Origin of the sequence: Epibacterium sp. Ofav1-8, from assembly GCF_022348185.1 — a bacterium.
Classification (GTDB): domain Bacteria; phylum Pseudomonadota; class Alphaproteobacteria; order Rhodobacterales; family Rhodobacteraceae; genus Epibacterium.
On sequence record NZ_JAKRFD010000001.1, the window covers coordinates 176,402 to 201,631 of the forward strand.

Here is a 25,230-nt window from a genome sequence, read left to right on the forward strand (position 1 = left end):
GGGAGGATCGAGCCATGGAAACCTATTCCCTGCTGCGACAGTTCGCGGACAGTTGGATGCTTCTCTTTCTGTTCCTCTTTTTCATCGGTGTGGTGATCTGGGCGTTTCGCCCCGGTTCGACCAAGACCTATGAGGACACAGCCAATATCCCCTTTCGCAATGCGGACAAGCCGGCGCCCGAGAGCGCCACTCAATCGGAGGCCCAGCAATGAGTGACACGGGCAACACCAACAAGGTCAAGATCCACGATGGCGATCCTAAGACCACCGGCCACGAGTGGGACGGGATCATGGAATTCGACAACCCGATGCCGCGCTGGTGGCTGTGGGTGTTCTACGCCACCATCGTCTGGGGGATCGGATACACCATCGCCTATCCCGCCTGGCCGCTGGTGAGCGAGGCGACCTCCGGCATGCTGGGCTGGTCCTCGCGCGCCAAGGTGGAGGCGGAGATCGCCGCGGTCGAGACCGCCAATGCGCCGATCAATGCCGAACTGGAAGCACTGGAGCTGGCGGCGATTCCTAACCACCCCGAGCTAGAGGGCTATGCGGTCTCCGCCGGCTCTGCGGTGTTCAAGACCTGGTGCGCCCAGTGTCACGGCTCCGGCGCGGCAGGGGCCAAGGGCTATCCCAACCTTCTGGATGACGATTGGCTCTGGGGCGGCACCATGGAGGACATCTACACCACCGTCGCCTACGGGATCCGCAACGAGGACAGCGACGATGCGCGCTATTCCGCGATGCCGGCCTTCGGGCGGGACGAGCTGCTGGACAAGACGCAGGTCAGCCAGGTGGTCAACTATGTGATGTCCCTGTCCGGCACGCCCAAGGATGCTACCGAAGTGGCCGAGGGGGCCGTGGTGTTTGAGGAAAACTGCGCCTCCTGCCATGGCGAGGACGCCTCGGGTGATATCTATCAGGGGGCGCCGAACCTCAAGGACGCGATCTGGCTCTATGGCGGCGACTACGACACCCTGTACGAGACCGTCTGGAACTCGCGGTTTGGGGTCATGCCGAACTGGGACAGCCGTCTGAGCGAGGCCGAGATCCGCGCCGTCAGCGCCTATGTGCACCAGCTGGGCGGGGGCGAGTAAATCGCGCGCCGGTCCCTGACAAACGGATCGCTGAACACGACCGGGCCGCCCCGATGGGGGCGGCCCTTTGCGTTGCGGGCGGGGTGGCTTCCCGCCGCCCGCCTGTGCCGCACGCGGCAAACAGCATCGGTCGCGGCGTTTTTGCAAAAATCCGGGTGCAGTTGATCTGCATCAAGGCTCTGCGGGTGGCGGCGGGGCACTCTGGGGGCAAGACGGAATTCTGGGCCATGGTTGGGAAGGCTATCGTGTCAGGCCCCGAGTTCCGCCGTACCCCGCCAGGATCTCCCGGCGGGTGTTTCCAGCGCCGGTTCCCTGCTTGTTCGCGCGTTTCCTGGGGAGCCGGCGCTTTTTCTTCTCATACGCCCTGCAATAGCGCCGTTTGGCCCGCGTCCCCTGTTTGTCTCCTGTTTGTCATCTGGGCGACTCGGGGGCGGGATGACGGCGTGGTGCCTCCTGCAACGGGTGTCCTGATGCGCACAGGTTTGAAGGGGGGCCCGCGCCGCGCTGGTCGCTTCGGGCAAAGCCCGAAGCGAAACCCGTGATCGCGTCGCTTTTAAGTGCGGGCTATTACTTGCAGGCCACCGGGACATCGCAGCGCGGGGTGCCGGTGGTCGCGGGCTGCGGACGCCGCGCCCAGAGCGCCGAGATCAGGCGGCGCAGAGCCCCCGGGCGACGCCGGGGCGCGCGATACGGCTGCGGCAATGGGCGCTGCGGCAGATCACCGTGACGGGTCGCGTTCAGCAGGGTGCGGGCGTAAATATCAACTAACATGGCACATCTCCTTGGCATGTGATCCACACGCTGGATCTGTGCTCATACTTGCCCGACTCACCCATCTATGCGAGTCAGGAAGAAATCCGACATGTAAGCAGGGATTACATATGAACTGGCGTGACATGCCTCCGCTCGCCGCCTTGCGCGCCTTTGCCGTCTTTGCCGAAACCGGCAATCTGCAACAGGCCGGCGCGCTGGTGAATGTCAGCCATGCGGCCATCAGCCAGCAGCTGCGCCAGTTGGAGGCCCATATGGGGGTGCCGCTGCTGGACCGGTCTGGCCGTGGCCTGAAGCTGACAGCCGAAGGCGAACATCTGGCGCAGGCCCTGACGCTGGGGTTCGGCGCCATTCGCGCCGCGGTGCAGGACCTGACCAGACGAGGCGCCGGGCAGCCCCTGCATGTGACCTGCACGCCGATGTTTGCCACCCATTGGCTGATGCCCCGCCTGGCCGGGTTCCGGCAGGCCTATCCGGAGGTGGATCTGGTCATCGACCCCACGGGCGAGGTGGTGCAGATGACCCCGGGCGGCATCGATGTTGCGTTGCGCTACGGGCACGGCGCCTGGCCCGGGCTGGAGGCCGAGATGCTGCTGCCCTCGCCCATGGTCGTCGTGGCAGCGCCCGGCTTGCTGGACCAGCGCCGGGTGGAACAACCCGAGGATCTGCTCGACCTGCCCTGGCTTGAGGAAATCGGCACCAACGAGGCTTCGGTCTGGCTGCGGTCGCGCGGGGTCGAGGACAGTCTGAAGGCCGGCCGGGTTGTCCTGCCCGGCAACCTGCTGATGGAGGCCCTGCGCGCCGGGCAGGGGGTGGCGGTGTCGGTGCGCGATTTCGTCGCGCCGGATGTGGCCGCCGGGCGCCTGACCGAGCTTTTCTGCGAAGAACAGGGCCGTGGCTACCATATCGTGCACCGCCCGGGGCTCCTGCGTCCGGGTGCGCGGCATTTCGTCAACTGGTTGCGGCGCGAGCGCGCTTCTACCTCCTTGAGGTGACCGCAGAAATTTGCTGCGGGCTCCTGAAGGCTGCGACATTTGCGCAAAACGCACATGTAAAATGCAAATTTTGATCCACGTCAAAGTCTCGCCGGCCGGCCTCTGGGAGAACACCATCAGACCTGTCACAGGATCGGAGCCAGACGTTGAGCGATTCGAGCCAAGCCCCCGGCCTCTATGCCGCACGGGAACCCATTTTTCCGCGCCGTGTATCGGGCAAGTTCCGCACCCTCAAATGGGTGATCATGGCGATCACCCTGGGCATTTATTACCTGCTGCCATGGATCCGCTGGGACCGTGGTCCGGAACTGCCGGATCAGGCGGTGCTGCTGGATCTGGCCGGGCGGCGGTTCTATTTCTTCTGGATCGAGATCTGGCCGCATGAGTTCTATTTTGTCGCCGGTCTGCTGATCATGGCGGGCCTCGGCCTGTTCCTGTTCACCTCGGCGCTGGGGCGGGTCTGGTGTGGCTATGCCTGCCCGCAGACGGTCTGGACCGACCTTTTCATCCTGGTGGAGCGCTGGATCGAGGGGGACCGCAACGCCCGCCTGCGCCTGCACCGGCAGAAGAAATGGGACATCCGCAAGGCCCGCCTGCGGGTCACCAAGTGGATTGCCTGGCTCCTGATCGGTCTCGCGACCGGCGGCGCCTGGGTGTTCTATTTCGCCGATGCGCCGACGCTGGCGCAGGATCTGGTGACCGGACAGGCACATCCCGTGGCCTATACCACGATGGCGATCCTGACCTTCACCACCTTCTTCTTTGGCGGCTTTGCCCGTGAACAGATCTGCATCTACGCCTGCCCCTGGCCCCGCATCCAGGCGGCGATGATGGATGAGGACACGCTGACCGTGGGCTATCGCGACTGGCGCGGAGAGCCGCGCGGCAAGCATCGCAAATCCGCCGAGGCCGACAAAATGGGCGACTGCATCGACTGCATGGCCTGCGTCAACGTCTGCCCGATGGGGATCGACATCCGCGACGGTCAGCAGATGGAGTGCATCACCTGCGCGCTCTGCATCGATGCCTGCGACGACATCATGGCCAAAGTGGGCAAACCGCGCGGGCTGATCGACTATATGGCGCTGTCGGATGAGACCAACGAACGCGCGGGCAAGCCGCCGCGCCCGGTCTGGAAACACATCCTGCGTCCCCGCACGATCATGTATACCACGCTCTGGGGCGGGGTCGGGCTGGGGCTGGTGTTTGCCTTGTTCATTCGCGCCGACATCAACATGACGGTGGCGCCGGTGCGCAATCCGACCTTCGTGACCCTGTCCGATGGCACCATTCGCAACACCTACGACGTGCGCCTGTCGAACAAACATGGCGAGACCCGGGAATTTGCCCTGTCGGTGGTGGGCGATCCGGCGTTGCAGGTCTCGCTTGAGGGCGAGGAGGGTGTTACCGTCGATGTGCCCGCGGACACCGCCAGCCTGCAACGGGTCTATATCACCGCCCCGCGCGGCACCGGCCCGGCAGAGGCGGAAAGCACCGGATTGCGGCTCTGGGTCGAGGATGTGACCTCGGGCGAGCGCGCCTATCGCGATACCACCTTCAATGGACGGGGGAACTGATCCATGACCAGCAAGACCGATGCAAAGCCACGGGAATTCACCGGCAAGCACATGCTGGCGATCTGCGTCACCGCCTTTGGCATCATCATTGCCGTGAACATCTACATGGCGGTCAGCGCGGTGCGCACCTTTCCGGGGCTGGAGGTGAAGAACTCCTATGTGGCCAGCCAGCAGTTCGACACCCGCCGCGCCGCGCAGGAGGCGCTGGGCTGGTCGGTCTATGCCTCTGCGGTGGGCGATCAGGTCAAGCTGGAGATCACGGATCGCGACGGGCAGCCGGTGGAGGTTGCCTCGCTCACGGCGACGCTGGGGCGGGCCACCCATGTGAAGGACGACCAGAAGCCGCAGTTCACATTCGACGGCAACGCCTATGTGGCCTCGGCGGAGCTGGCCCCCGGCAACTGGAACATTCGCATGATCGCGCGGGCTGAGGACGGCACCGAGTTTATGCAGCGGGTGATCCTGCATGTGCAGCGCTGAGCGGATGACCCGCCTGTGCCCGACAGGTCGGTCCGCCCCCGGATCGCCCTCCGGGCTGGCGGCGGGCGCATCACGGTCACCCCGGCGGCGCCTGCGCCCCGTGGCATCCGCTGTCAGAGGTTTGGAAGAGACATCGCAATGACCGCTCCCCTGCGCCATCAGACGGCCGTGTGCCCGGGCTGCGTTGCCGCCCCGAGCGAGGCGGTCGACACTGCCCCGACCGAGGCCCGGCTGGCGATTTCGCTGCCGACGATCCATTGTCAGGCCTGTATTTCCGCTGTCGAGCGCGGCCTGAATGCGGTGCCGGGAGTGCGGGATGCGCGGGTCAACCTGACGCTGAAACGCGCCTTGGTCGAGGCCGACCCGGATCTGCGGGCGGTGGATCTGGTGCCGGTGTGCGAGGCGCTGGGCTACGAGGCGCACGAGCTGGACGCCGCCGCCCTCTCGGCCACGGCGACGGATCGGGCGGGCCGGGACCTGCTGCTGCGGCTGGCGGTGGCGGGCTTTGCCTCGATGAACGTGATGCTCTTGTCGATTTCGGTCTGGTCCGGGGCCTCCGACGCCACCCGTGACATGTTCCACTGGATCTCTGCCGCGATCACCTTTCCGGCGGTGATCTATGCGGGCCAGCCGTTCTATCGCAATGCCTGGGCGGCGCTGAAGGCCGGGCGCCTCAACATGGATGTGCCGATCGTGCTGGCGCTGCTGCTGGCGCTGGTGACCTCCCTGTGGGAGACCTCGCTGTCCGGTGAGCATGCCTATTTCGATGCGGCGCTGACGCTGACCTTCTTTCTGCTGGCGGGGCGCTACCTCGACCATCGCACCCGTGCCGCGGCCCGATCCGCCGCCGAGGAGCTGGCAGCCCTGGAAGTGCCGCGCGCCTGGCGGCTGGATGCGCAGGGCCAGGAGGTGGAGGTCTCTGTCGCGGATCTGAAGATCGGCGATCTGATCCGGGTCCGGCCGGGCGGCCGCATGCCGGTGGATGGCGAAATCGTCGAGGGGCGGTCGGAACTGGATCGCTCGCTTCTGACCGGGGAAACCCTGCCGGTGCTGGCCGAACCCGGGCGGCAGGTGTCCGCAGGCGAGGTCAATCTGACCGGGCCGCTGACCCTGCGGGCAACCGCGGTCGGAGAAGAGACCTCGCTGCATCGCATGGCCGATCTGGTTGCCATCGCCGAGTCGGGGCGGTCGCGCTATACCTCGCTCGCCGACAGTGCGGCAAAGCTCTACGCGCCGGGGGTGCATATCCTCTCGGCGCTCGCCTTCGTGGGCTGGTATCTCTACACGTTTGACCTGCGCACGGCGCTGAACATCGCCGCGGCGGTGCTGATTATCACCTGCCCCTGTGCGCTGGGGCTGGCGGTGCCGGCGGTGACGACCGCGGCCTCCGGCCGACTGTTCCGGGCCGGTCTGCTGGTCAAACACGCCACCGCGCTGGAGCGGCTGGCGGAGGTGGACACGGTGGTTTTTGACAAGACCGGGACGCTGACGGCGGGGACGCCGGAGGTTGTGAACCTGGAGGATCTGAGCCGCGAACAGCTGTCACTGGCGCTGGCGCTGGCAGAGGGGTCCGCGCACCCCCTGGCGCAATCGCTGAGCCGCGCCGCGCGCGCCGCCGGGGTCACGCCTGTGGCTGTCACCGATCTGCGCGAGGTGCCGGGCTATGGGACCGAAGCCCGCCTCGCGGGGCGGCAGGTCCGGCTGGGCCGTGGGGCCTGGGTCGGCGCCACGGCGTCGACGACGCAAACCACCACATGGCTGGACCTGGGGGAGGGCGCGCCCGTTGCGATCCGCTTTGCCGACAGCCTGCGCCCGGGTGCGGCGGCGGCGGTCTCCGCCCTGCGCGACGCCGGCAAGGACGTGCGGCTGGTCTCGGGCGATGCCCCGGCAGCGGTGGAGGATCTGGCGCAGCGGCTCGGCATCCGGACCTGGGTGGCCGAAGCGCTGCCAGAGCAGAAGGCGACCTATGTGCAGGATCTGACCCAGGCCGGCCACAAGGTGCTGATGGTCGGCGATGGTCTGAACGATACCGCCGCCCTGGCCGGGGCGCATGTGTCGATCTCGCCGGCCTCGGCGCTGGATGCCGCCCGCGTGGCGTCGGACATCGTGCTGCTGGGACAGGACCTTGCGCCGATTGCCGAAGCCTGTGGCGTGGCGCGCCGGGCCACCCGCCGCATCCGCGAGAACTTTCGCATCGCCACGATCTACAATATCATTGCGGTGCCGTTGGCGATTGCCGGTCTTGCCACCCCCTTGATCGCGGCGCTGGCCATGTCCACCTCTTCGATTACCGTGTCGCTCAATGCGCTGCGGTTGCGCTGAGCGGGTGAAGGAGAGCACGTATGACTGTCTTGTCCTATCTGATTCCGATTTCCCTGATCCTTGGCGGGGCGGGGCTGATCGGCTTCATCTACACCGTGCGCTCGGATCAGTATGATGATCCGGAAGGGGACGCGCGGCGCATTCTCAGTGATGAGTGGGACGACCACCCCAAACCCTGACACGTGCCTGACAGCCCCCGGGGGGCGCGGGGGCGCATCCTTGGGGCGCATCCGCATCTGATTGTGATCTGGCCGATGAAAAACGGGCCCGCACCGCGTCAGCGGTGCCGGGCCCAACTGGAATCGCGCATGTCAATGCGCGTTTGGCAGGCGGGAGCCACCGCGCCCCGGTCTTGGCCCGGTGGGGAGGTCCCGCATGAACCGAGGTGTCAGGAGGCCGGCCCGAGGGTTTCGCAGGTCACATTGCGCGAATTGAGGCGGCGACAGGCGAGTTCTGCGCCGTCCTTGGTCATGCCGAGGAAATTGGCGTCAAACCCGCGCGGGCTCCGCACCACCTTGCGCAGGGACCCGTCGAGGGTCTCCATCTCGGCCAGCGCCGTGCGCAACAGGACCTTTTCGGCCTGGAACCGCGTCGTGTAGCGCCCGACGTTGATGCCCCAGTAGCGCCCCCCCGATGTGGACAGACGGGTCACCACCACCGGTTCCTCCTCGACGGAGGCGACGCGGGTGTCAAAGGAGGCCGGGCGGGCCTGCGGGCGCGGACCGGTATAGCGGCGCTGGGTGGGGGCGGAGACCGCCTTGGCCACGGCGGTGCTGATCTCCGCTTTCAGCTCCGCATCGCCGTCGGTCTGCGCTTGCAGGCTCTCGGGACGGGCCACCGGTTGCAGGGCGGAGACTTCGGTGACTTCCAGAATGGCGCTGTTGATGCCGGACTGAAGCGCATCGGAATCAAGTGCGGCGACCTGGACCTCCTCGCCGGTGTCCGGGGTCGCCTCTTCGGGGATCTCGGCAGCGGCGACCAGGGCGGCCGGATCGACCTCGGGGGCGGGGCGGGCGCGCGGGCGCAGGGTTTCCGAGATGACACCGCTCACCCGGATGGTCTTGCCCGCCAGGCCATGGGAGTCGTCTTCGGCCAGCTGCACGCCGCTGTTGCCGACATAGGGCGGCAGCGCCGGTTTCTGAAGCTTGGCATAGGCCGGCGCGCGGCGGAAACCGAGGTCCAGGAGCTCTGCGATCTTGGCATTGCGCGACGCGGTGGATTTGCCGCCAAAGACGGTTGCGATGATCCGCTCATCGCCGCGTTTGGCAGAGGACACGAGGTTGAAGCCCGCGGCGCGGGTATAGCCGGTCTTGATGCCGTCGGCCCCGCGATAGGCGGCCAGCAGGCGGCGGTTGGTGTTATAGACCACCTTCATCCCGGCATCGGTCGAGGTCCGGGAAAACAGGTTATAGTATTCCGGGTAATCATAGAGGATGTGCCGCCCCAGCGTGGTCATGTCGCGCGCGGTCGACAGATGCCCGCTGGCGGTCAGGCCGTGGGCGTTCTTGAACGTGGTGCGGGTCATGCCAAGGGCCTTGGCCGTGCGGTTCATGCGCCGGGCAAAGGCCGCTTCCGACCCGGAGATCGCCTCGCCAATGGCGGTGGCCGCGTCATTGGCGGATTTCACAGCTGCCGCCCGGATCAGATAGCGCAGGGCGATCTTCTGCCCGCGACGCAGGCCCAGTTCCGACGGCGGTTCGGCTTCGGCGTTGCGCGACACCGTGATTCGGGTGTCGAGGTCGATCTCGCCGTTACGCACCGCCTCAAAGGCGATGTAGAGCGTCATCATCTTGGTCAGCGAGGCCGGGTGCAATCGGGTGTCGGCATTGCGGGAATGCAGCACCTCGCCGGTGCGCGCATCCATCACCATCGCCGCATAGGGCGCGGCTTCCACCCGGGACGCCTGCGCCGCAACCACCAGTCCCGCGATCAGCATCAGCCCCATCGTGGCCAGCCTGCATCGCCGTGCAAGTCTGCGGAGGCTCATCTGCCCCGGAGTGCGTTCCGTTTCACGGACCAATCCCGCCCAAATAGAGAAGGGACGACCGCCATCGACCTGAGAAATCACTGCCATGTCTGCCTCGTGTCGCCGATTTTCCGGCTGACGTTTTGTCTGCTGCAATCAGCGTATCATAGCCGGTGGGTCGAATAAACCAGTTGTGAAGGAACATCGAAGCGCCTGCACAGCGCAATTTGCGAGCCCTTTCGACATGTGGTGTCCTGTCGAAAGGGCACCGCTAGATCGGGTGGGCGGGGCGCCTGCGTTCCCTGCGATTTTCTGGTGTTCGCTTTGCGGCGGCGGGTCTGAAAACCGTGCATTTCCTGAGCAAATGCGGCCTCGGGGTCACAGCAGTAAACAAAGGGTTAACATAACCTCCGCTGCTCGGCAGGACTCAGCCGATGCGGGCGATCAGGGTCGGCAGATCGCCGAGGTCGCGGATCTCGTGAAACCGGGGGCTGTCGGCGGGGGCCTCGGCGTGTTCGACCTCCCAGACCAGACCGTGGGGCACATAGACGCCAAAGCCGCCGGCCTCCACCACCGGGACCACATCAGATCGCATCGAGTTGCCCGCCATCAGCGCATGCTCCACCCCGGAGCCATGGCGGTCGAAGATGTCGACATAGACCTGCGGTGTCTTCTCGGACACCACTTCGACGGCGTCGAACAGATCGCCCAGGCCGGATTGCGCCAGTTTGCGCTCCTGATCCAGCAGGTCGCCCTTGGTGATCAGCACCAGCTTGTAGTCCTCGGCCACGGCCTCGACAGTGCTGCGGGCATGGGGCAGTAGCTCGATCGGGAAGGACAGCATCATCTGTCCCGCTTCCAGCAATTCCTTGATGACGGCGGAGGGCACGCGCCCTTCCGTCACGTCGATCGCGGTTTCGATCATCGACAGGGTGAAGCCTTTGACCCCGTAGCCATAGGCGCCGAGGTTGCGTTTCTCGGCGTCCAGCAGTTTGCGGTCCAGTTCCTCCGGCCCCATGTCGTCGGGGGTGTGATCCATCAGCAGTTCGGCAAAGCGGTCCTGGGTGACCCGAAAGAAGCGCTCGTTGTGCCAGAGCGTGTCATCTGCGTCAAAACCGATGGTCGTCAGCGTTCTAGGCATTATCCCGATCTCAATCTCTTTTCCTTATTGGGTCTTCCCCTATATAAGCCGGTGACGAACGCAGATGCACGACTGGAAACTTTTGATCCCATGCTAAAGCACCCCGTTATGATGTCGGACACTCCGGAAGACGACAGCGACCTTGGTGTCCTGACCAAGACGCGCCCGCGGACGCAACGGCCGCCGCGCTACAAGGTGCTGCTGTTGAATGACGACTACACGCCGATGGAATTCGTGGTGATCGTGCTGGAGCGGTTCTTTGGGCTCAATCACGCGCAAGCCTTTGAAATCATGCTCACAGTGCACAAAAAAGGCGTCGCCGTCGTTGGCGTTTTCAGCCATGAGGTCGCCGAAACCAAGGTTGCGCAGGTGATGGATTACGCCCGTCGCCACCAGCATCCGCTGCAATGCACCATGGAAAAAGACGACTGATCCGCCCCTGCGCGGTTGGTCCCGGAAAGGTCTTTCAAGATGTCCCAACGCCTGAGCCTCGCGGTTCAATCGGGCGCGTTCGCCGTTCCTGAAACGGGGCGAATCGCCGTGTTCCATCCGCGCGAGGGGCACGATCTCTCCGCATTGCCGCAGGACCGGCTGGAGGTGATCCAGCCGCTGAAGCCCGATCATGACGATTGGGCCGCGCGGGGGCTGTCCTGCCTGGCCGAGGTCCAGCCGGGGGCGACCTATGCTGCTGCGGTGGTGTTCCTGCCGCGGGCAAAACCCCTGGCGCGGCATCTGGTGGCGCAGGCGGCGGCGACGACGACGGGCCCGGTGCTGATTGATGGCGCCAAGACCGATGGCATCGATTCCCTGTTGAAGGCGTTGAAGACACGCACCGACCCCTCTGCCGCCATGTCCAAGGCGCATGGCAAAGCCTTTTGCATCGGCGGGGGGCTGGATCTGTCCGATTGGATCGCGGCGCCGCAGGTGGTCGCCGGTGGCTATGAAACGGCGCCGGGCGTGTTTTCTGCGGATGGCATTGATCCTGCCTCTGCCTTGCTGGCCGCGGCGCTGCCGGCAAAACTCGGCAAGGAGGTGGCCGATCTTGGGGCCGGATGGGGCTATCTTTCGGCGCAGGTTCTGAACCGCGCCGGGGTCGAGGTGCTGCATCTGGTGGAGGCCGATCATGGTGCCCTGGCCTGCGCGCGCCGCAATGTGACGGATGCGCGGGCGCAGTTTCACTGGGCGGATGCGCGCGACTGGGGGGCCAAGGGCAGTCTGGATGCGATCGTGATGAACCCGCCGTTTCACAGCGGGCGCAGCGCGGAGCCGGCGCTGGGGCAGGCGTTTATCGCCAATGCCGCGCGGCTGCTGAAACCGGCGGGCCAGCTCTGGCTGGTGGCAAACCGGCATCTGCCGTATGAGACCCCGCTGGGCGCGGTGTTTGCCTCTCACAGCGAGGTTGCGGGCGACAATCGCTTCAAGATCCTGCATGCCTCACGTCCGCGCCGGACGCGCTGACCCCGGTCTGCTGATGCGGCTGCAAAACCTGTTCAAATCTGCAAACCTTCGGGGTATCGTCGCGGCGACATGCGGTCCCCTGCGGGACTTCTGATCTGCAACCTGGCCCAAGGAACAGGCGCATCGCCTGACCAAGCAAGGATCTTTATCCCATGAGTTTTTCAATCTCCGGCAAGACCGCGATCGTGACCGGCGCTGCCAATGGCATCGGTTTGGCGATCGGGCGGCAATTTGCCCGCGAAGGCGCAAATGTGATGTTCGTGGACCAGGATGAATCGGCGCTGCTGCAAGAGCTGGGCAGCGACGTCGAGGACAGCAATATCCGCCATTTTGCCGGGGACCTGCGCGAGCGGCTGACCATCGCCAACCTGTTGTCGGCCACAATCGATGCGTTTGACAAGATCGACATCTTGGTCAATGGCGCCCGCAAGGTCGTGCCGAGCGAGCCGCTGAACCCCGATGACGAAAGCGTCGAGTTCCTGTTGCGGCAGAACCTGATGTCCACCCTGCGCCTGTCGCAGCATGTGGCCAAGCGGATGATCCGCCAGGGCGAGGAGCGCGACGACGACGGTGCGAATGGTGCCATCATCAACCTGTCGTCCATTGCCGCCCGGCGCACCCACCCGGATCTGATGGGGTACTCCGTGACCTCGGCTGCGCTGGACCAGATGACACGCTCGCTGGCGGTGTCGCTCGCGCCGCATAAGATTCGTGTGAACTCTATCGCCTTCGGCTCTGTGATGAGTGCGTCGATGCAGGCCACGCTCAAGGACAACCGCTCCCTGCGGCAGGACATCGAGGAGCACACGCCGCTGAACCGGATCGCGCCGCCCACCGAACTGACCGAGACCGCGCAGTTTCTGGCGTCTGAGGCGTCGGGGTTCATGACCGGGCAGGTGTTGACGCTGGACGGCGGGCGCACGCTGCTTGATCCCGTCACCGCGCCGGTGCATTGAGGCGGCACGCCCGAAGTACGATCTGACCCAGGAGGCCCGGATGGCAGAGAACGCGACAGAGATGCGCGCAGAAAAAACGCGCGCGGCAGCATGGTTCCGGGAGCTGCGCGATCAGATCGTTGCAGCTTTTGAGGGGCTGGAGGACAGCCACGCAGACGGTCCCTTTGCCGATATGGAGGCGGGTCGGTTTGACGTGAGCGAGACCAAGCGCACGGCGGAAGATGGCTCTGATGCGGGTGGTGGCCTGATGAGCGTCATGCGTGGTGGGCGCGTCTTTGAAAAGGTCGGCGTCAATATTTCCGAGGTCTACGGTACACTTGGCGAACGCGCGCAAAACGCGATGGCAGCCCGCAAGGGACTGCCGGGCATGAAGGAAGATCCGCGGTTCTGGGCCTCGGGCATTTCGCTGGTGGCACATATGCGCAACCCGCATGTGCCGGCGGTGCATATGAACACGCGCATGTTCTGGACGCCGCATGGCTGGTGGTTCGGGGGCGGATCTGACCTCAACCCCTGTATTGAGTATGACGAGGACACGGCACATTTCCACGGCGTGCAGCAAGCGCATCTCGACCCGCATGGCGGCGACCTCTATCCCCGGCTGAAGGCCTGGGCGGATGAGTATTTCTTCATCCCGCATCGCGGGCGGGCGCGCGGGGTTGGCGGCATTTTTCTGGACGATCACAACACTGGCGACTGGGCGGCGGATTTTGCGCTGGTTCAGGACATTGGCCGCGCCTTCCTGCCGGCCTTTGTGCCCTTGGTGGAAAAACGCCGCGTACAGAGCTGCTCTGAGGCGGACAAAGACGCGCAGCTCATTCACCGCGGGCTCTATGCGGAATACAACCTTGTATATGATCGCGGCACCAAGTTCGGTCTGGAGACCGGGCATGACGCCAATGCGGTGTTGATGAGCCTGCCGCCGCTGGCGAAATGGGTGTGACGGTCGCATCGGTGTAAACCCGCTCAGCGCGCGGGAAAGCGGACCCTATTCGGTATTCTGCATTGAAGGATCTGCCTGTCTCCGGCTCTATGGAGGCAGGCAGATTTCTTTGGCAGGTAGATATGACATTTCATCGGTTGATTGGTTTGGGGATGCTCGCGGCGCTGGCCGCCTGCGGCAGTGCAACGCGGGAGCCGGTGCCGCCGCCGCCTCTGGAGGGAGAGGTCGAGCGGGTGATAGACCCCGCGTTTGCGCGTGCCTATGCGGCGCTCGCGACCTATCCGAAATACGGCGACAATGACCCGCATGACTGGGACGGGGGCACGCCATGGGGCTATCCGATCCATGGCATCGATGTGGCGCGCTATCAGGGCGATATCGACTGGCGTCAGGTCGGCGCGGCGGGGGTGTCCTTTGCGTGGATCAAGGCCACGGAAGGGGGCGATCACCTGGACCCGGAGTTCAAGTCCAACTGGCGCGCGGCACGGCGTGCAGGTCTGCGACGCGGGGCCTATCATTTCTACTATTTCTGTCGCACCCCGGAAGAGCAGGCGCGCTGGTTCATCCGAAATGTCCCCAAGGAGGTGGGCAGCCTGCCACCGGTGCTGGACATCGAGTGGAACCATGCCTCGCCGAGCTGTAAACGCCGCCCGTCCGGGGCCGAGGCGCGGCATGAGGCGGAACGCTTCATCCAGAAGATCGAGCAGCACTATGGTCGCAGGCCGGTGGTGTATACCACGGTGGATTTCTATCGCGACACCGGGATTGGGCAGCTCCAGGGTGTGGATTTCTGGCTGCGGTCGGTCGCCGGGCATCCAGAGCAGGTCTATCCCGGCGCGCATTGGGTGTTCTGGCAATACACCGGCACAGGCTCCGTTCCCGGCATCAAGGGGAATGTGGATCTGAACGCCTTTGCGGGGAGCGCGGAGAACTGGCTCCAATGGCTTGGATATCGGAAATACCTGCCGGCGGAGGTGCCCCCGGCAGAGGCGGAGGGCTGATCCAGGCGTGGTGCAAGAGGTTTTGCGCTCCGCTTGCGCGGATCGCCGGGGGGCAGGGGCAGCGCCTTCGGCGCTGCCCCTGCCGGGCCCAACGCTTTTGGGGGAGACTTGTCTCACCCGCAAAGGGGCGGGAGTGCCCCCTTGCTTGGTGCGGCAGCATCAACGGTGTGGTCAGGTGCTAGGGCGGTGCCAGCCCGCTTCGATCAGGGCCTGTCCATAGCTTTTTGCCACCCGCATGCGCGCGCCGTGTCCTTTCGCCAGCAACAAAACGTGCATCTTTGGGAGCTGCCAGCAGGGGACATGCATGACCATGTGGTGTTCGAGGTGATAGTTCACCCAATAGGGTGCGACCAGAGCACGGGCCAGGGGGCCGGCATAAGTGGTGCGCACGTTCTGGAACGGGTTTTCCGAGCGCTCCACCGCGCCATGTTCAGCGATATTGCGCAGGCGCACGACGAACTGGAACCATGTCAGATAGGGCAGGAGCCAGAAGGCCAGCCCCCACCACCAGCTGCCCAGCAGGCTCATGACCAGCATCGGCAGCAGGAACATTGGCAGGGCGGGCAGCAGGCGCGGGCTCTTGAACGTCTGCGCAAAATCACCCGAGGCGGCCTCCATCGCCTCGTGATCACCGGCCAGCACGAGGGACAGGCGGATCTGGCCAAAGAGTTGCTTGAGACCGGTTTGGCCCGTGAGGTCGCGGGTGAACTTGCGCTTGAGGGAGGCGCGTGTGGTCGGGAAGGCCAGCGAAAGCGCCAGATCCGGGTCCTTGTCGGTCTGGGTGTAGCGGTGATGGGTCAGATGATAGTGGCGGTAGGCCGGCAGGTCGGCCAGGATCGGACGCGCGCAGAGCCATTGCCCGATGCGATCATTCAGCCTGCGCGTTCTGAACAGCGCATTATGCGCGGCCTCATGCATCAGGATGGCCAGTCCCAACTGGCGCGAGCCGATGAGCATCACCGCAACAAGCGCCGTCAGGAGGTTGGGCCAGAGCGCAAACAGCGCCACCGCTGCCGCAATCACGCCCCAGCAATGCAGCACCAGCCACGCGCCCATCAGGTCTGATCGCGCTGCAAGCGGGCGAATGTCGTCGCTGCTGAGATAGGCCTTGCCCGGTGTCATCCTGCGCCCTCCCCGCCGCCTGATCCTGTCGTCTCAGGCTGGCAGCGGAAGGGGCGTTGCGTCAATCAGGGCGTGGCGTCACGCAGGCTGCGACCGGTTCTGACAGTCGCAACCGCGGGAGCGCGGGCCCGTCGGTCAGTGGTTGAAGAACCCTTCTCCCGCCCGCGCGCGCAGAGCCTCGCCCATGCGGCGACCGAGTTCGGCACCATCCTCGATCGCGCAGCTTTGCTGATCCGCTAGCGCTTCTGATCCGTCGGGGCGCAGGATCTGGCCGCGCAGCTGCAAGGTGCCGCCGGAGAGGTCGGCCAGCGCGGCGATCGGCGTTTCGCAGGACCCATCCAGCGCGGCCAGAAAGGCGCGCTCGGCTGCGAGGCGCAGGCTGGTCTCGGCGTGGTGGATGGCCTCCAGCATGGTGGCCGCGGTTGTGTCGTCGCTGCGGCGTTCGATGCCGATGGCGCCCTGGGCCACCGCGGGCAGCATGTCCTCGGGCGCGATGGGCGTGGCGGGAACCTCCTCGGCCATGTTGAGGCGGCGCAGCCCGGCCATGGCGAGGAAAGTGGCGCTGGCCACGCCATCGTGGAGTTTCTGCAGGCGGGTCTGGACGTTGCCCCGGAACTCCACCACCTGCAAATCCGGGCGCCGGTGCAGCAGTTGCGCGCGCCGGCGCAGGGAGGAGGTGCCCACGACCGCGCCCTCCGGCAGATCGGCAATCGCACGGATCTGCGGGGAGACAAACGCGTCGCGGACATCTTCGCGCGGCAGGTAGCAATCCAGCATCAGCCCTTTGGGCTGTTCGGTGGGCATGTCCTTCATCGAATGCACCGCGAGGTCGATGCCGCCGGAGGTCAGCGCCTCTTCGATCTCCTTGGTGAACAGCCCCTTGTTGCCGATCTCTTTCAGCGGACGATCCGCGTCGATCATGGCGCGGTTGTCGCCGGTGGTCTTGATCACCACGATATCAAAGGCCGCAGGCTCCAGCTCAAAGGCGCGGGCCAGCCGGTCGCGGGTCTCATAGGCCTGAGCAAGCGCCAGCGGAGAGCCGCGGGTGCCGATCTTCAGGGGCGAAGCGGGAGAGGGCAGGGTCAGGGTCATGGGGCACAGGATTAGTCGCGACATTATGCCGTGGCAAGCGCCAGTCTGTGCGGGCTGGCAAGCCTTGACAATTTGCCGCTGAGGCTAGACCTCAGAGTGACCGTAATAAAAGGGGCAGAGCATGGGCCAGCAAAAGACGATCCTCCGCGCATTGGCAGGCGAAACGCAGGCCGTGCCGCCCATCTGGATGATGCGCCAGGCGGGCCGCTACCTGCCCGAATACCGCGCCACGCGGGCGCAGGCCGGCGATTTCCTGAGCCTGTGCTACAATCCCGAGCTGGCCGCCGAGGTGACGTTGCAACCGATCCGCCGCTACGGGTTTGATGCCGCGATCCTGTTTGCGGATATTCTTCTGGTGCCGCAGGCGCTGGGGGCGGAGCTGTGGTTCGTCACCGGCGAAGGCCCGCGCCTGTCCACCATCACCACGGAGGCGGATTTTGCCAAGCTCGGCCCCGCGGGCGACGTGCATGAGACCCTCAACCCGATCTATGAAACCGTGCGCATCCTGTCGCGGGAACTGCCGTCGGACACCACCCTGATCGGCTTTGCCGGCGCGCCCTGGACCGTGGCCACCTATATGATCGCTGGGCGCGGCACCCCGGATCAGGGGCCGGCTCATGCGCTGATGCAGGAAAACACCGCTCTGTTCGAGGCGCTGCTGGCGCGGATCACCGAGGCGACCATTCACTACCTCTCGGCCCAGATCGAGGCCGGGGCCGAGGTGGTGAAGATCTTTGACAGCTGGGCCGGATCGCTGAAGGGCGCGGCCTTCGAGAAATACGCGCTGGAGCCCGCGCGCGAGATCACCGCGGCGCTGAAGGCGCGCCACCCCGGCATTCCGGTCATCGGCTTCCCGCGTGAGGCAGGCGAGAAATACGTGGGCTTCCACAAGGCCACCGGCGTCGATTGCGTGGCGCTCGACAATTCCGTGGATCCGGAATGGGCGGCGGCGCATGTGCAGGTGGACGGCTGCGTGCAGGGCAATCTGGCCTCCCGGCACATGGTCACCGGGGGCGAGGCGCTGGTGGCGGATACGCGTCGCATCGTGCAGGCCCTGTCGCAGGGGCCGCATATCTTCAACCTCGGCCATGGGATCACCCCCGATGCCGATCCTGACAATGTGCAGCTGATGATCGACACGGTGCGCGAGGGCGCGGGCCAGTAACGCGGGCAACGGCGGCTCGGCCTGCCCGGAGCTTGCGCCTCACGCGCCTTCGGGGTCCGTCTTGTGCGTCGCTGACGCAGCGAGGGCGGCGAGGATTTCCGTCCGGTTGCCGTCGCGGCGCGGGCGTGTGCCCACGGGCTGGGTTTTGCCATCAAATCGGGGCGCGGGGGCGGCTTGCAGATCGCCATTGCGGCTGATCCACGTCTTGCGGGTGTTCATGGGATCGGCTGCGGCTTCGGCCGGGGACAGCACCGGCGTGACGCAGGCATCGCTGCCCTCGAACAGTGCGGCCCAGTGGTCGCGGCTGTGTTCGGCAAAGCGCCCGGCGAGGCGGGCGGTCAGTTCCGGCCAGAGCGATCTGTCGAACTGGCGCGTGAACTCCGGGTCCTCCGAGAGACCCAGCGTCTCGAGGAAGATCCTGTAGAACTTGGGCTCCAGGCACTGTACGGCGATATGCCCGCCGCCCCGGCACAGGTAGGTCCGGCTCCAATGCGGGCCGTCCAGCAGGTTGTGCCCGCGCGTCTCGCCAAACCCGCCGGCCTGGCGCAGCGCCATCAGCAGGTTCATCATATGCGCCGAGCCATCGTAGATCGCCGCATCGACCACGGTGCCCACACCGGTTCGTGCGGCGCGCAGGAGGCCGGTCAGCAGCCCTGCGACCAGGTAGAGCGCGCCGCCCCCGATGTCGCCGACAAGCGTCGCTGGCGGCAGGGGAACATCGCCGGGCGCCGAGGCGGGCCAGAGCGCCCCCGACAGGGCGATATAGTTGAGGTCATGCCCGGCCCGGGCGGCGCGGGGACTGTCCTGACCCCACCCCGTCATGCGGCCATAGACCAGCCCCGGGTTGCGCGCCTGCATCTCGTCCGGGCCAAGCCCCAGACGTTCCATCACGCCGGGGCGAAACCCTTCGATCAGCCCGTCCGCCGTTGCAATCAGCTGGTGCGCAATCCCGACGTCCTCAGGGTCCTTCAGATCGAGGGCGATGGATTTCTTGCCGCGATCCAGGATCGAGTGCTCCGGCAGGCCGGGGGTCGCGGTGCCGCCTTTGCGATGGATGCAAATGACCTCGGCGCCCAGATCGGCCAGCATCATACCGGCAAAGGGGGCGGGGCCGAGGGCTTCGATTTCGATGATGCGGATCCCGGTGAGCATATCGGCCCTCTCTGGCGGCGGGTGGATGTCGATCTCATTCGGGCAGGGTGGCGCCGCGGCTGTCAATCCGCGCGCCGATCCGTGACGCCACGTTGTGTTGCATGGGCGCAGGCGTGTCACGGCGTATCATCCTCCTTGGCAGCGGGGCGCAATTCCGGCTAGGTGGAGGCGGACACGCCATGCGGGCCACGGGCCCGAAGCCAGGGGAGAGACGCCATGCAAATGAGTGACCAGAAGGAAATCGCGGCCGATCCCGCAACCGTGTATGCGGCCCTGCTGAGCCCGGAGGTGCTGAAAGCCTGCGTGCCCGGCGCGCAGGAGGTGACCGGCTCTGCCGAGGAGGGGTTCGAGGCGAAGGTGACCCAGAAGGTGGGGCCGGTGAAGGCGACCTTTACCGGAACCGTTACGCTCTCGGATCTGGTCCCCGGCGAAAAGCTGACCATCACCGGCGAGGGCAAGGGCGGCGCTGCGGGCTTTGCCAAGGGCGGCGCCGAGGTAACGCTCGCCGCCAGCGAGACCGGCACGCTCCTGTCCTATGACGTGGATGCCAAGGTCGGCGGCAAGCTGGCCCAGCTGGGCAGCCGTATCATCGACGGGTTTGCCAAGAAGATGGCCGATCAGTTCTTTACCAATCTGCAAAATGCGCTTGCGCCGGAGGCCCCCGAGGATGATGCCGAGGCTGCGGAGGCTGAGGGCACGCAGAAGGGCTGGTTCCGCAAGATGCTCGGCGGGTCGGGTGACGCCGATAACGGGTGATGCCGCCAGAGGGTGACACCGGCACGGGGAGGGCGCTGCCAACGGGGGGCGTGCCCGGGGGCAGACCGCGGCGCTCCCACCGCCCCCAAAGGAACGCCTGGGGAACAGTTCAAGGCTGCGTGCATGCACAAGCGCTTGCGCGGCGATTGGGGGTGGCCGTTTGTTCACGGGGCCGTTACCCCTAACACAATTCCTGAACAGTCCTGTTCATCTTCATCTCACCGACAGCCCTGATCCGGGCCAGATCCGAACCGGAGGCCGTATGAGCACCATCCTGTCCATTTCCGACCTGCGCAAATCCTATGCAGGCGGTTTCGAGGCGCTGAAGGGCGTGAACCTGGAAATCGAGGAGGGCGAGATCCTCGCGCTGCTGGGGCCAAACGGCGCCGGCAAGACCACCCTGATTTCCACCATCTGCGGCATTACCACCGCGACGTCGGGCGCGGTCACTGTTGGCGGGCACTGTATCGAGCACGACTATCGCGCCGCGCGGGCGATGATCGGGCTGGTGCCGCAGGAGATCAACCTGGAGCCGTTTGAAACCGTGATGAACTCGGTCCGGTTTTCGCGCGGCCTGTTTGGCAAACCCCGCTACGATGCGCTGATCGAAGACATCCTCAAGAAGCTGTCGCTCTGGGACAAGCGGACCAGCCAGATCAAGGAGCTCTCCGGCGGGATGAAGCGCCGGGTTCTGATCGCCAAGGCGCTGAGCCATGAGCCGCGGGTGCTGTTCCTGGACGAGCCCACCGCCGGCGTCGACGTGGAGTTGCGCAAGGACATGTGGGACGTGGTGCGGGAGCTGCGCGAGAGCGGCGTCACCATCATCCTGACCACCCACTACATCGAGGAAGCGGAGGCGATGGCCGACCGCGTCGGTGTCATCGCCGGCGGGGAAATTCTGCTGGTGGAGGAAAAGGCCGATCTGATGGCCCGCATGGGCAAGAAGGAATTGCAGGTGATCCTGACCGACCCGATCAGCGCCGTGCCGGCGGCGCTGGCGGACCACGACCTGCGGCTGGGCGAAGATGGCCGGTCGCTGGTCTACACCTACGACGTCAAGGCCGAGCGCACCGGCATCACCGCATTGCTGAACGATGTGGCGGCGGCGGGGCTGGTGCTGTCGGATGTGGCCACCCGGCAATCCAGCCTCGAAGACATTTTTGTCGGTCTTGTATCGGGAGAGAACGCATGAACTGGACAGCTGTTGCAGCGATCTATCAATTTGAAATGGCGCGGTTCTTTCGCACTCTGGCCCAGAGCTTCCTGTCGCCGGTGCTTTCCACGTCACTTTATTTCGTGGTCTTCGGCGCGGCCATCGGCAGCCGGATCGATCAGGTCGAGGGGGTGTCCTATGGCGCTTTCATCGTGCCGGGGCTGATCATGCTGAGCGTGATCACGCAGGGCATCTCCAATGCGTCTTTCGGGATCTACTTTCCCAAGTTCATAGGCACTGTCTACGAGCTCCTGTCGGCGCCGGTGAACTTTCTGGAGATCGTGCTGGGCTATGTCGGGGCGGCGGCCACCAAGGCGCTGTTCATCGGCGTGGTGATCCTGGCCACGGCGCATCTGTTTGTCGATATCACCATCCAGCATCCGCTGGCGATGATCCTGTTCCTGGTGCTGACCTGCGTGAGCTTTGCGCTCCTTGGGTTCATCATCGGGATCTGGGCGAAGAATTTCGAACAGCTGCAACTGGTGCCGCTGTTGATCGTGACGCCGCTGATCTTTCTGGGGGGCTCGTTCTATTCGATCTCGATGTTGCCGCCGGTCTGGCAGACCATCACCCTGTTCAATCCGGTGGTCTACCTGATTTCCGGGTTCCGCTGGTCTTTCTTTGGCACCGCGGATGTGCCGGTGGCGATGAGCCTCCTGGCGATCGCGCTGTTTACCGGCCTGTGCCTCTTTGTGATCGGCTGGATCTTCCGCACCGGCTGGCGCCTGCGGTCCTGAGCCGGCAGGGCGGGGGAGGCTCCCGCCCGGCGTGGTTGCATTGAAATGCCCCCCCGCCCGTTGGGCCCGGCGCCGCCCCCTCCAAAGAGGGGGCGGCGCGGTTGCGTCCGGCCTCATCCCGGCTGCCACAGCGTGCCGTGGCACAGGGCGCTGCCGGGCAGAACCGCATGGGATACGTTGCATTTTTACCCGGCACCGGCCGCGAAACGTAACATCGCCGGAATTCCTCTCGGCCGATACCTTGTTTCCGGCAGGTGGGCATTCTACATCGGCGCCATGACTGTTCGATTGCCCTTTCTCAAGCGGCCACCCACGGTGGCGGTTGTGCGCCTGTCCGGAGCCATCGGGATGGCCGGGCGAGGCAGTCTCAACGACTCCTCGCTGGCGCCTGTGCTGGAACGGGCCTTCAAGCGCGGCAAGCCCAAGGCGGTGGCGCTGGAGATCAATTCGCCCGGCGGCAGCCCGGTGCAGAGCGCGCTGATCGGCGCCCGCATTCGCCGTCTCTCCGAAGAGCATGATGTGCCCGTCATCGCCTTTGTCGAGGATGTGGCCGCGTCCGGAGGCTACTGGCTGGCGGCGGCGGCGGATGAGATCTTTGCCGATGCCAGTTCCGTCGTGGGCTCGATCGGGGTCATTTCCGCCGGGTTCGGGGCGCATGTGTTCCTGGCGCGCCAGGGGCTGGAGCGCCGCGTGCATACGGCGGGGGAGAGCAAGAGCATGCTGGACCCCTTCCGCCCGGAAAACGAAGAGGATGTGGCGCGCCTGAAGGTGCTGCTGAACGACATCCACGCCAATTTCATCGATCACGTCACCGAGCGCCGGGGGCCGAAGCTGTCGGATGAGGAGAACCTCTTTACCGGCGAGATCTGGCTGGCGCGTCGGGCCGAGGCGCTGGGCCTCATCGACGGGATCGGCCATCTGAAGCCGGTCCTGGAAGCGCGGTTTGGCAAGAAACTCCGCCTGCGGCGCTATGGGATCAAGAAGCCGTTCCTGAGCCGGTTTGGCCTGTCGCTGGCCGAGGATGCCCTGGCTGCGGTCGTGGAGCGTGCGCAGTTCGCGCGTTTTGGCCTTTGACGTGATTTTGAAGATCGTCTCCCTGTTTCTGGTGGCCATGGCCGTGCTTGCCATGTTCGGACGGTTGCGTTTCCCGGGACAAAAGAAACTCAATTCGGCCCGCTGCCGGTCCTGCGGACGTTTCAGGATCGGCAAGGGGCCCTGTGCCTGTGGACAAGGAGGTCCCAAGACATGATGCCCTGGCTGTTTTCTGCGCTTGGTCTGGTGATCCTGTTGCTGGCGGGGGATGCGCTGGTGCGGGGGGCGGTGAACCTGTCGCTGCGGATCGGCATTCCGGCCCTGATTGTCAGCCTGACCATCGTTGCATTCGGCACTTCGGCGCCGGAGCTGCTGATCGCGGTGCAGGCCGTGCACGAAAACGCCGACGGTATCGCGCTGGGCAATGTGGTGGGATCCAACACCGCCAATATCCTGCTGGTTCTCGGCTTGCCGGCCATGCTGCGGGCCCTGCACACCAGCGAGTGCAACACCCGCAAGAACTACCTCTTCATGATCGCGGCCTCGCTGCTGTTCATCGCGCTTGCCTTCTGCGGCACCTTTACCTGGATCTCGGGCGTGGTGCTGCTGGTGGCGCTGTCCGGGGTGCTGTTCACCGCCTTTCGCGAGGCCAAGGCGCACCGCGCTGCCGGCGAGGCCGATGACCTGGAAGAAATCGAGGAAGCCGACCCGGACATGCCCTATTGGCGCATCGGGATCTATCTGGTGCTGGGCCTCGTGGGGTTGCCGCTGGGGGCAGAGCTGCTGGTGGAGAACGCCACCATCATCGCCCGCATGTATGGCCTTTCCGAGACGGTGATCGGCCTGACGCTGGTGGCGCTGGGCACCTCCCTGCCGGAACTGGCGACCACGTTGATGGCGGCATTGCGCCGCCAGGCGGATGTGGCGCTGGGCAATGTGATCGGGTCGAACATGTTCAACCTGCTCGCGATCATCGGGCTGGCGACCTTTGTCGGGCCGATCTCGGTCGATCCGGAGTTCCTGCGCTTTGACCTCTGGGTGATGCTGGGCGCATCGCTGATCATCATTCCCTTCGTGTTCTTCCGTCAGGACATCACCCGCCTGTGGGGCGTGCTTCTGACGCTACTTTATGTGGCCTACGTCTGGATGCTGCTCTAGATCGTGGTGAAAGCCACAGGCACGAGGAGAGCGGAACATGCGGGCATTGGTTACCGGAGCGGGCAAGCGCCTGGGCCGCGCAATGGCGCTGGCCCTTGCGGAAGACGGCTATGACGTCGCGGTCCACTACGCCAGCTCCGAGGCGGCGGCGGCCGAGACGGTTGCCGCCATTCGGCACACCGGACGTCGGGCCGTTGCCCTGCAAGCAGATCTGCTGCAGGACGCGGAGACATCGAGGCTGTTGCCACGCGCCGCAGATGCGCTGGGCGGGCCGATCACCTGCCTGGTCAACAATGCCTCGATATTCGAAGAGGACAGCCTGGAAACGGTGACGCGCGACAGCTGGGATCGCCACATGCAGAGCAACCTGCGCGCGCCGGTGCTGTTGTTGCAGGCGCTGGCGGCGCAGGCGCTGCCCCCACGGCGGGACACCGCCGGAGAGCCTCTTTCCGGGGCTGTGGTGATCAACATGATTGACCAGCGGGTCCGCAAGCTGACCCCGCAGTTCATGAGCTACACGCTGGCGAAATCCGCCTTGTGGACCCTGACCCAGACCGCCGCGCAGGCGCTGGCGCCGCAGATCCGTGTCAATGCGATCGGGCCGGGGCCGACCTTGCAGGGCCCGCGCCAGACCGCAGCGGATTTTGCGGCACAGCGCGCCAGCACCCCGTTGCAGCGTGGTGCCGGGACGCAGGAGATTGTCGCCGCGCTGCGATACCTGGTCAGCGCCCCGGCCGTGACCGGGCAATTGATCTGTGTGGACGGGGGGCAGCATCTGGCCTGGAACACCCCGGATACCGCGCTTCCGGAGTAGCCCTGCACCTGTGGTAAACCTGTGTCGCCAATGTACAATTCGGGCCGTGATGCCTTGACTTATGCACGAGTCACAAACCGTTTACCTAAGCGTTACAAAAACACGAGTGTTATCAAGGATTTGGATCTAGGGTGAAAAAATATCATTCAAAATCAACACCTTGAGAATTCGCTTAAATTTTAGGCAATTGAGCGAAACCGCCAGATATAAAGGGAAAATCCCGGCTACCCAAAAGTTACCCGCGTAGTTATCCACAAGAATGGTGGATTCATCACAGCTTGAATTC

General features: G+C 65.2%; 24 protein-coding genes and 1 pseudogene. 19 read left to right on the forward strand and 6 right to left on the reverse strand.

Annotated features, from left to right (window positions below):
* Positions 1 to 14 precede the first annotated feature (14 nt).
* Together MHM97_RS00810 and ccoP are read left to right on the forward strand one after the other, a co-directional pair.
* Complete coding sequence (locus MHM97_RS00810; protein ID WP_239318619.1) at positions 15 to 212, forward strand: cbb3-type cytochrome c oxidase subunit 3; 198 nt, start codon at positions 15 to 17, stop codon at positions 210 to 212.
* A complete protein-coding gene (gene ccoP / locus MHM97_RS00815; protein ID WP_239318620.1) occupies positions 209 to 1,093 on the forward strand; it encodes a cytochrome-c oxidase, cbb3-type subunit III in 885 nt (294 codons plus the stop codon). Before MHM97_RS00810 ends, ccoP begins: the two co-directional genes overlap by 4 nt.
* 567 nt (positions 1,094 to 1,660) lie before the next feature.
* Here the strand turns inward: ccoP and MHM97_RS00820 are convergent.
* On the reverse strand, positions 1,661 to 1,864 hold the full coding sequence (locus MHM97_RS00820; protein ID WP_239318621.1) for a hypothetical protein: 204 nt from the start codon (positions 1,862 to 1,864) through the stop codon (positions 1,661 to 1,663).
* A gap of 110 nt (positions 1,865 to 1,974) precedes the next feature.
* Between MHM97_RS00820 and MHM97_RS00825 the strand changes: the two genes are divergently transcribed.
* The 5 genes from MHM97_RS00825 to ccoS all read left to right on the forward strand — a co-directional run bounded on the left by MHM97_RS00825 (position 1,975) and on the right by ccoS (position 7,417).
* Entirely contained in the window at positions 1,975 to 2,859 is an 885-nt protein-coding gene (locus tag MHM97_RS00825) for a LysR substrate-binding domain-containing protein (RefSeq protein WP_239318624.1), read from the forward strand.
* Between the two features lie 146 nt (positions 2,860 to 3,005).
* Entirely contained in the window at positions 3,006 to 4,436 is a 1,431-nt protein-coding gene (gene ccoG, locus MHM97_RS00830) for a cytochrome c oxidase accessory protein CcoG (RefSeq protein ID WP_239318625.1), read from the forward strand.
* A 3-nt stretch (positions 4,437 to 4,439) separates the two neighbouring features.
* Positions 4,440 to 4,916, forward strand: coding sequence for a FixH family protein (locus MHM97_RS00835; RefSeq protein ID WP_239318626.1), 477 nt, complete (start codon positions 4,440 to 4,442; stop codon positions 4,914 to 4,916).
* A 138-nt stretch (positions 4,917 to 5,054) separates the two neighbouring features.
* Positions 5,055 to 7,238, forward strand: coding sequence for a heavy metal translocating P-type ATPase (locus MHM97_RS00840; protein WP_239318627.1), 2,184 nt, complete (start codon positions 5,055 to 5,057; stop codon positions 7,236 to 7,238).
* Positions 7,239 to 7,258: 20 nt separating this feature from the next.
* A complete protein-coding gene (gene ccoS, locus MHM97_RS00845) occupies positions 7,259 to 7,417 on the forward strand; it encodes a cbb3-type cytochrome oxidase assembly protein CcoS (protein ID WP_239318628.1) in 159 nt (52 codons plus the stop codon).
* A 209-nt stretch (positions 7,418 to 7,626) separates the two neighbouring features.
* On the opposite strand, the gene MHM97_RS00850 is transcribed toward ccoS, so the two are convergent.
* Entirely contained in the window at positions 7,627 to 9,225 is a 1,599-nt protein-coding gene (locus MHM97_RS00850) for a D-alanyl-D-alanine carboxypeptidase family protein (protein ID WP_370645668.1), read from the reverse strand.
* Between the two features lie 406 nt (positions 9,226 to 9,631).
* On the reverse strand, positions 9,632 to 10,345 hold the full coding sequence (locus tag MHM97_RS00855) for an HAD family hydrolase (RefSeq protein WP_239318631.1): 714 nt from the start codon (positions 10,343 to 10,345) through the stop codon (positions 9,632 to 9,634).
* A gap of 90 nt (positions 10,346 to 10,435) precedes the next feature.
* Between MHM97_RS00855 and clpS the strand changes: the two genes are divergently transcribed.
* From clpS to MHM97_RS00880, 5 genes are all read left to right on the forward strand, one after another.
* Positions 10,436 to 10,777, forward strand: a complete 342-nt coding sequence (clpS, locus tag MHM97_RS00860) for an ATP-dependent Clp protease adapter ClpS (protein ID WP_239318633.1) — start codon at positions 10,436 to 10,438, stop codon at positions 10,775 to 10,777.
* 39 nt (positions 10,778 to 10,816) lie between these two features.
* On the forward strand, positions 10,817 to 11,803 hold the full coding sequence (locus MHM97_RS00865; protein WP_239318635.1) for a methyltransferase: 987 nt from the start codon (positions 10,817 to 10,819) through the stop codon (positions 11,801 to 11,803).
* A gap of 152 nt (positions 11,804 to 11,955) precedes the next feature.
* On the forward strand, positions 11,956 to 12,759 hold the full coding sequence (locus MHM97_RS00870; RefSeq protein WP_239318637.1) for an SDR family NAD(P)-dependent oxidoreductase: 804 nt from the start codon (positions 11,956 to 11,958) through the stop codon (positions 12,757 to 12,759).
* 40 nt (positions 12,760 to 12,799) lie between these two features.
* Positions 12,800 to 13,702: an oxygen-dependent coproporphyrinogen oxidase gene (gene hemF, locus MHM97_RS00875; protein ID WP_239318638.1), complete on the forward strand. Its 903-nt coding sequence runs from the start codon at positions 12,800 to 12,802 to the stop codon at positions 13,700 to 13,702.
* Positions 13,703 to 13,824: 122 nt separating this feature from the next.
* Positions 13,825 to 14,703, forward strand: a complete 879-nt coding sequence (locus MHM97_RS00880) for a glycoside hydrolase family 25 protein (protein WP_239318640.1) — start codon at positions 13,825 to 13,827, stop codon at positions 14,701 to 14,703.
* Between the two features lie 171 nt (positions 14,704 to 14,874).
* Here the strand turns inward: MHM97_RS00880 and MHM97_RS00885 are convergent, their stop codons facing one another.
* Both MHM97_RS00885 and hemC read right to left on the reverse strand, forming a co-directional pair.
* Positions 14,875 to 15,825 carry a fatty acid desaturase family protein gene (locus MHM97_RS00885; RefSeq protein WP_239318642.1) on the reverse strand — a complete coding sequence of 317 codons (951 nt, stop codon included), beginning with the start codon at positions 15,823 to 15,825 and terminating at the stop codon, positions 14,875 to 14,877.
* Between the two features lie 135 nt (positions 15,826 to 15,960).
* Entirely contained in the window at positions 15,961 to 16,917 is a 957-nt protein-coding gene (gene hemC / locus MHM97_RS00890) for a hydroxymethylbilane synthase (protein ID WP_239318643.1), read from the reverse strand.
* 121 nt (positions 16,918 to 17,038) lie between these two features.
* On the opposite strand from hemC, the gene hemE reads away from it, so the two are divergent.
* Complete coding sequence (hemE, locus tag MHM97_RS00895; RefSeq protein ID WP_239318644.1) at positions 17,039 to 18,082, forward strand: uroporphyrinogen decarboxylase; 1,044 nt, start codon at positions 17,039 to 17,041, stop codon at positions 18,080 to 18,082.
* Positions 18,083 to 18,121: 39 nt separating this feature from the next.
* Here the strand turns inward: hemE and MHM97_RS00900 are convergent, their stop codons facing one another.
* Positions 18,122 to 19,234, reverse strand: a complete 1,113-nt coding sequence (locus MHM97_RS00900; protein WP_239318645.1) for a CaiB/BaiF CoA transferase family protein — start codon at positions 19,232 to 19,234, stop codon at positions 18,122 to 18,124.
* Positions 19,235 to 19,450: 216 nt separating this feature from the next.
* Here MHM97_RS00900 and MHM97_RS00905 point away from each other — a divergent pair, with 216 nt between their 5' ends.
* The 6 genes and pseudogenes from MHM97_RS00905 to MHM97_RS00930 form a co-directional block, all read left to right on the forward strand.
* Positions 19,451 to 19,990, forward strand: coding sequence for a CoxG family protein (locus tag MHM97_RS00905; RefSeq protein ID WP_239318646.1), 540 nt, complete (start codon positions 19,451 to 19,453; stop codon positions 19,988 to 19,990).
* Positions 19,991 to 20,252: 262 nt separating this feature from the next.
* Positions 20,253 to 21,182, forward strand: a complete 930-nt coding sequence (locus MHM97_RS00910; protein ID WP_239318647.1) for an ABC transporter ATP-binding protein — start codon at positions 20,253 to 20,255, stop codon at positions 21,180 to 21,182.
* Positions 21,179 to 21,940 (forward strand): ABC transporter permease, encoded by a 762-nt coding sequence (locus tag MHM97_RS00915; protein ID WP_239318650.1) that lies wholly within the window; start codon positions 21,179 to 21,181, stop codon positions 21,938 to 21,940. The genes MHM97_RS00910 and MHM97_RS00915 overlap by 4 nt, the downstream gene beginning before the upstream one ends.
* Positions 21,941 to 22,216: 276 nt before the next feature.
* Positions 22,217 to 23,014: a S49 family peptidase gene (locus MHM97_RS00920; protein ID WP_239318651.1), complete on the forward strand. Its 798-nt coding sequence runs from the start codon at positions 22,217 to 22,219 to the stop codon at positions 23,012 to 23,014.
* Between the two features lie 171 nt (positions 23,015 to 23,185).
* Entirely contained in the window at positions 23,186 to 24,130 is a 945-nt protein-coding gene (locus MHM97_RS00925; protein WP_239318652.1) for a calcium/sodium antiporter, read from the forward strand.
* 28 nt (positions 24,131 to 24,158) lie between these two features.
* Positions 24,159 to 24,944: pseudogene (locus MHM97_RS00930) on the forward strand (SDR family oxidoreductase); the annotation flags it as partial.
* Positions 24,945 to 25,230 lie beyond the last annotated feature (286 nt).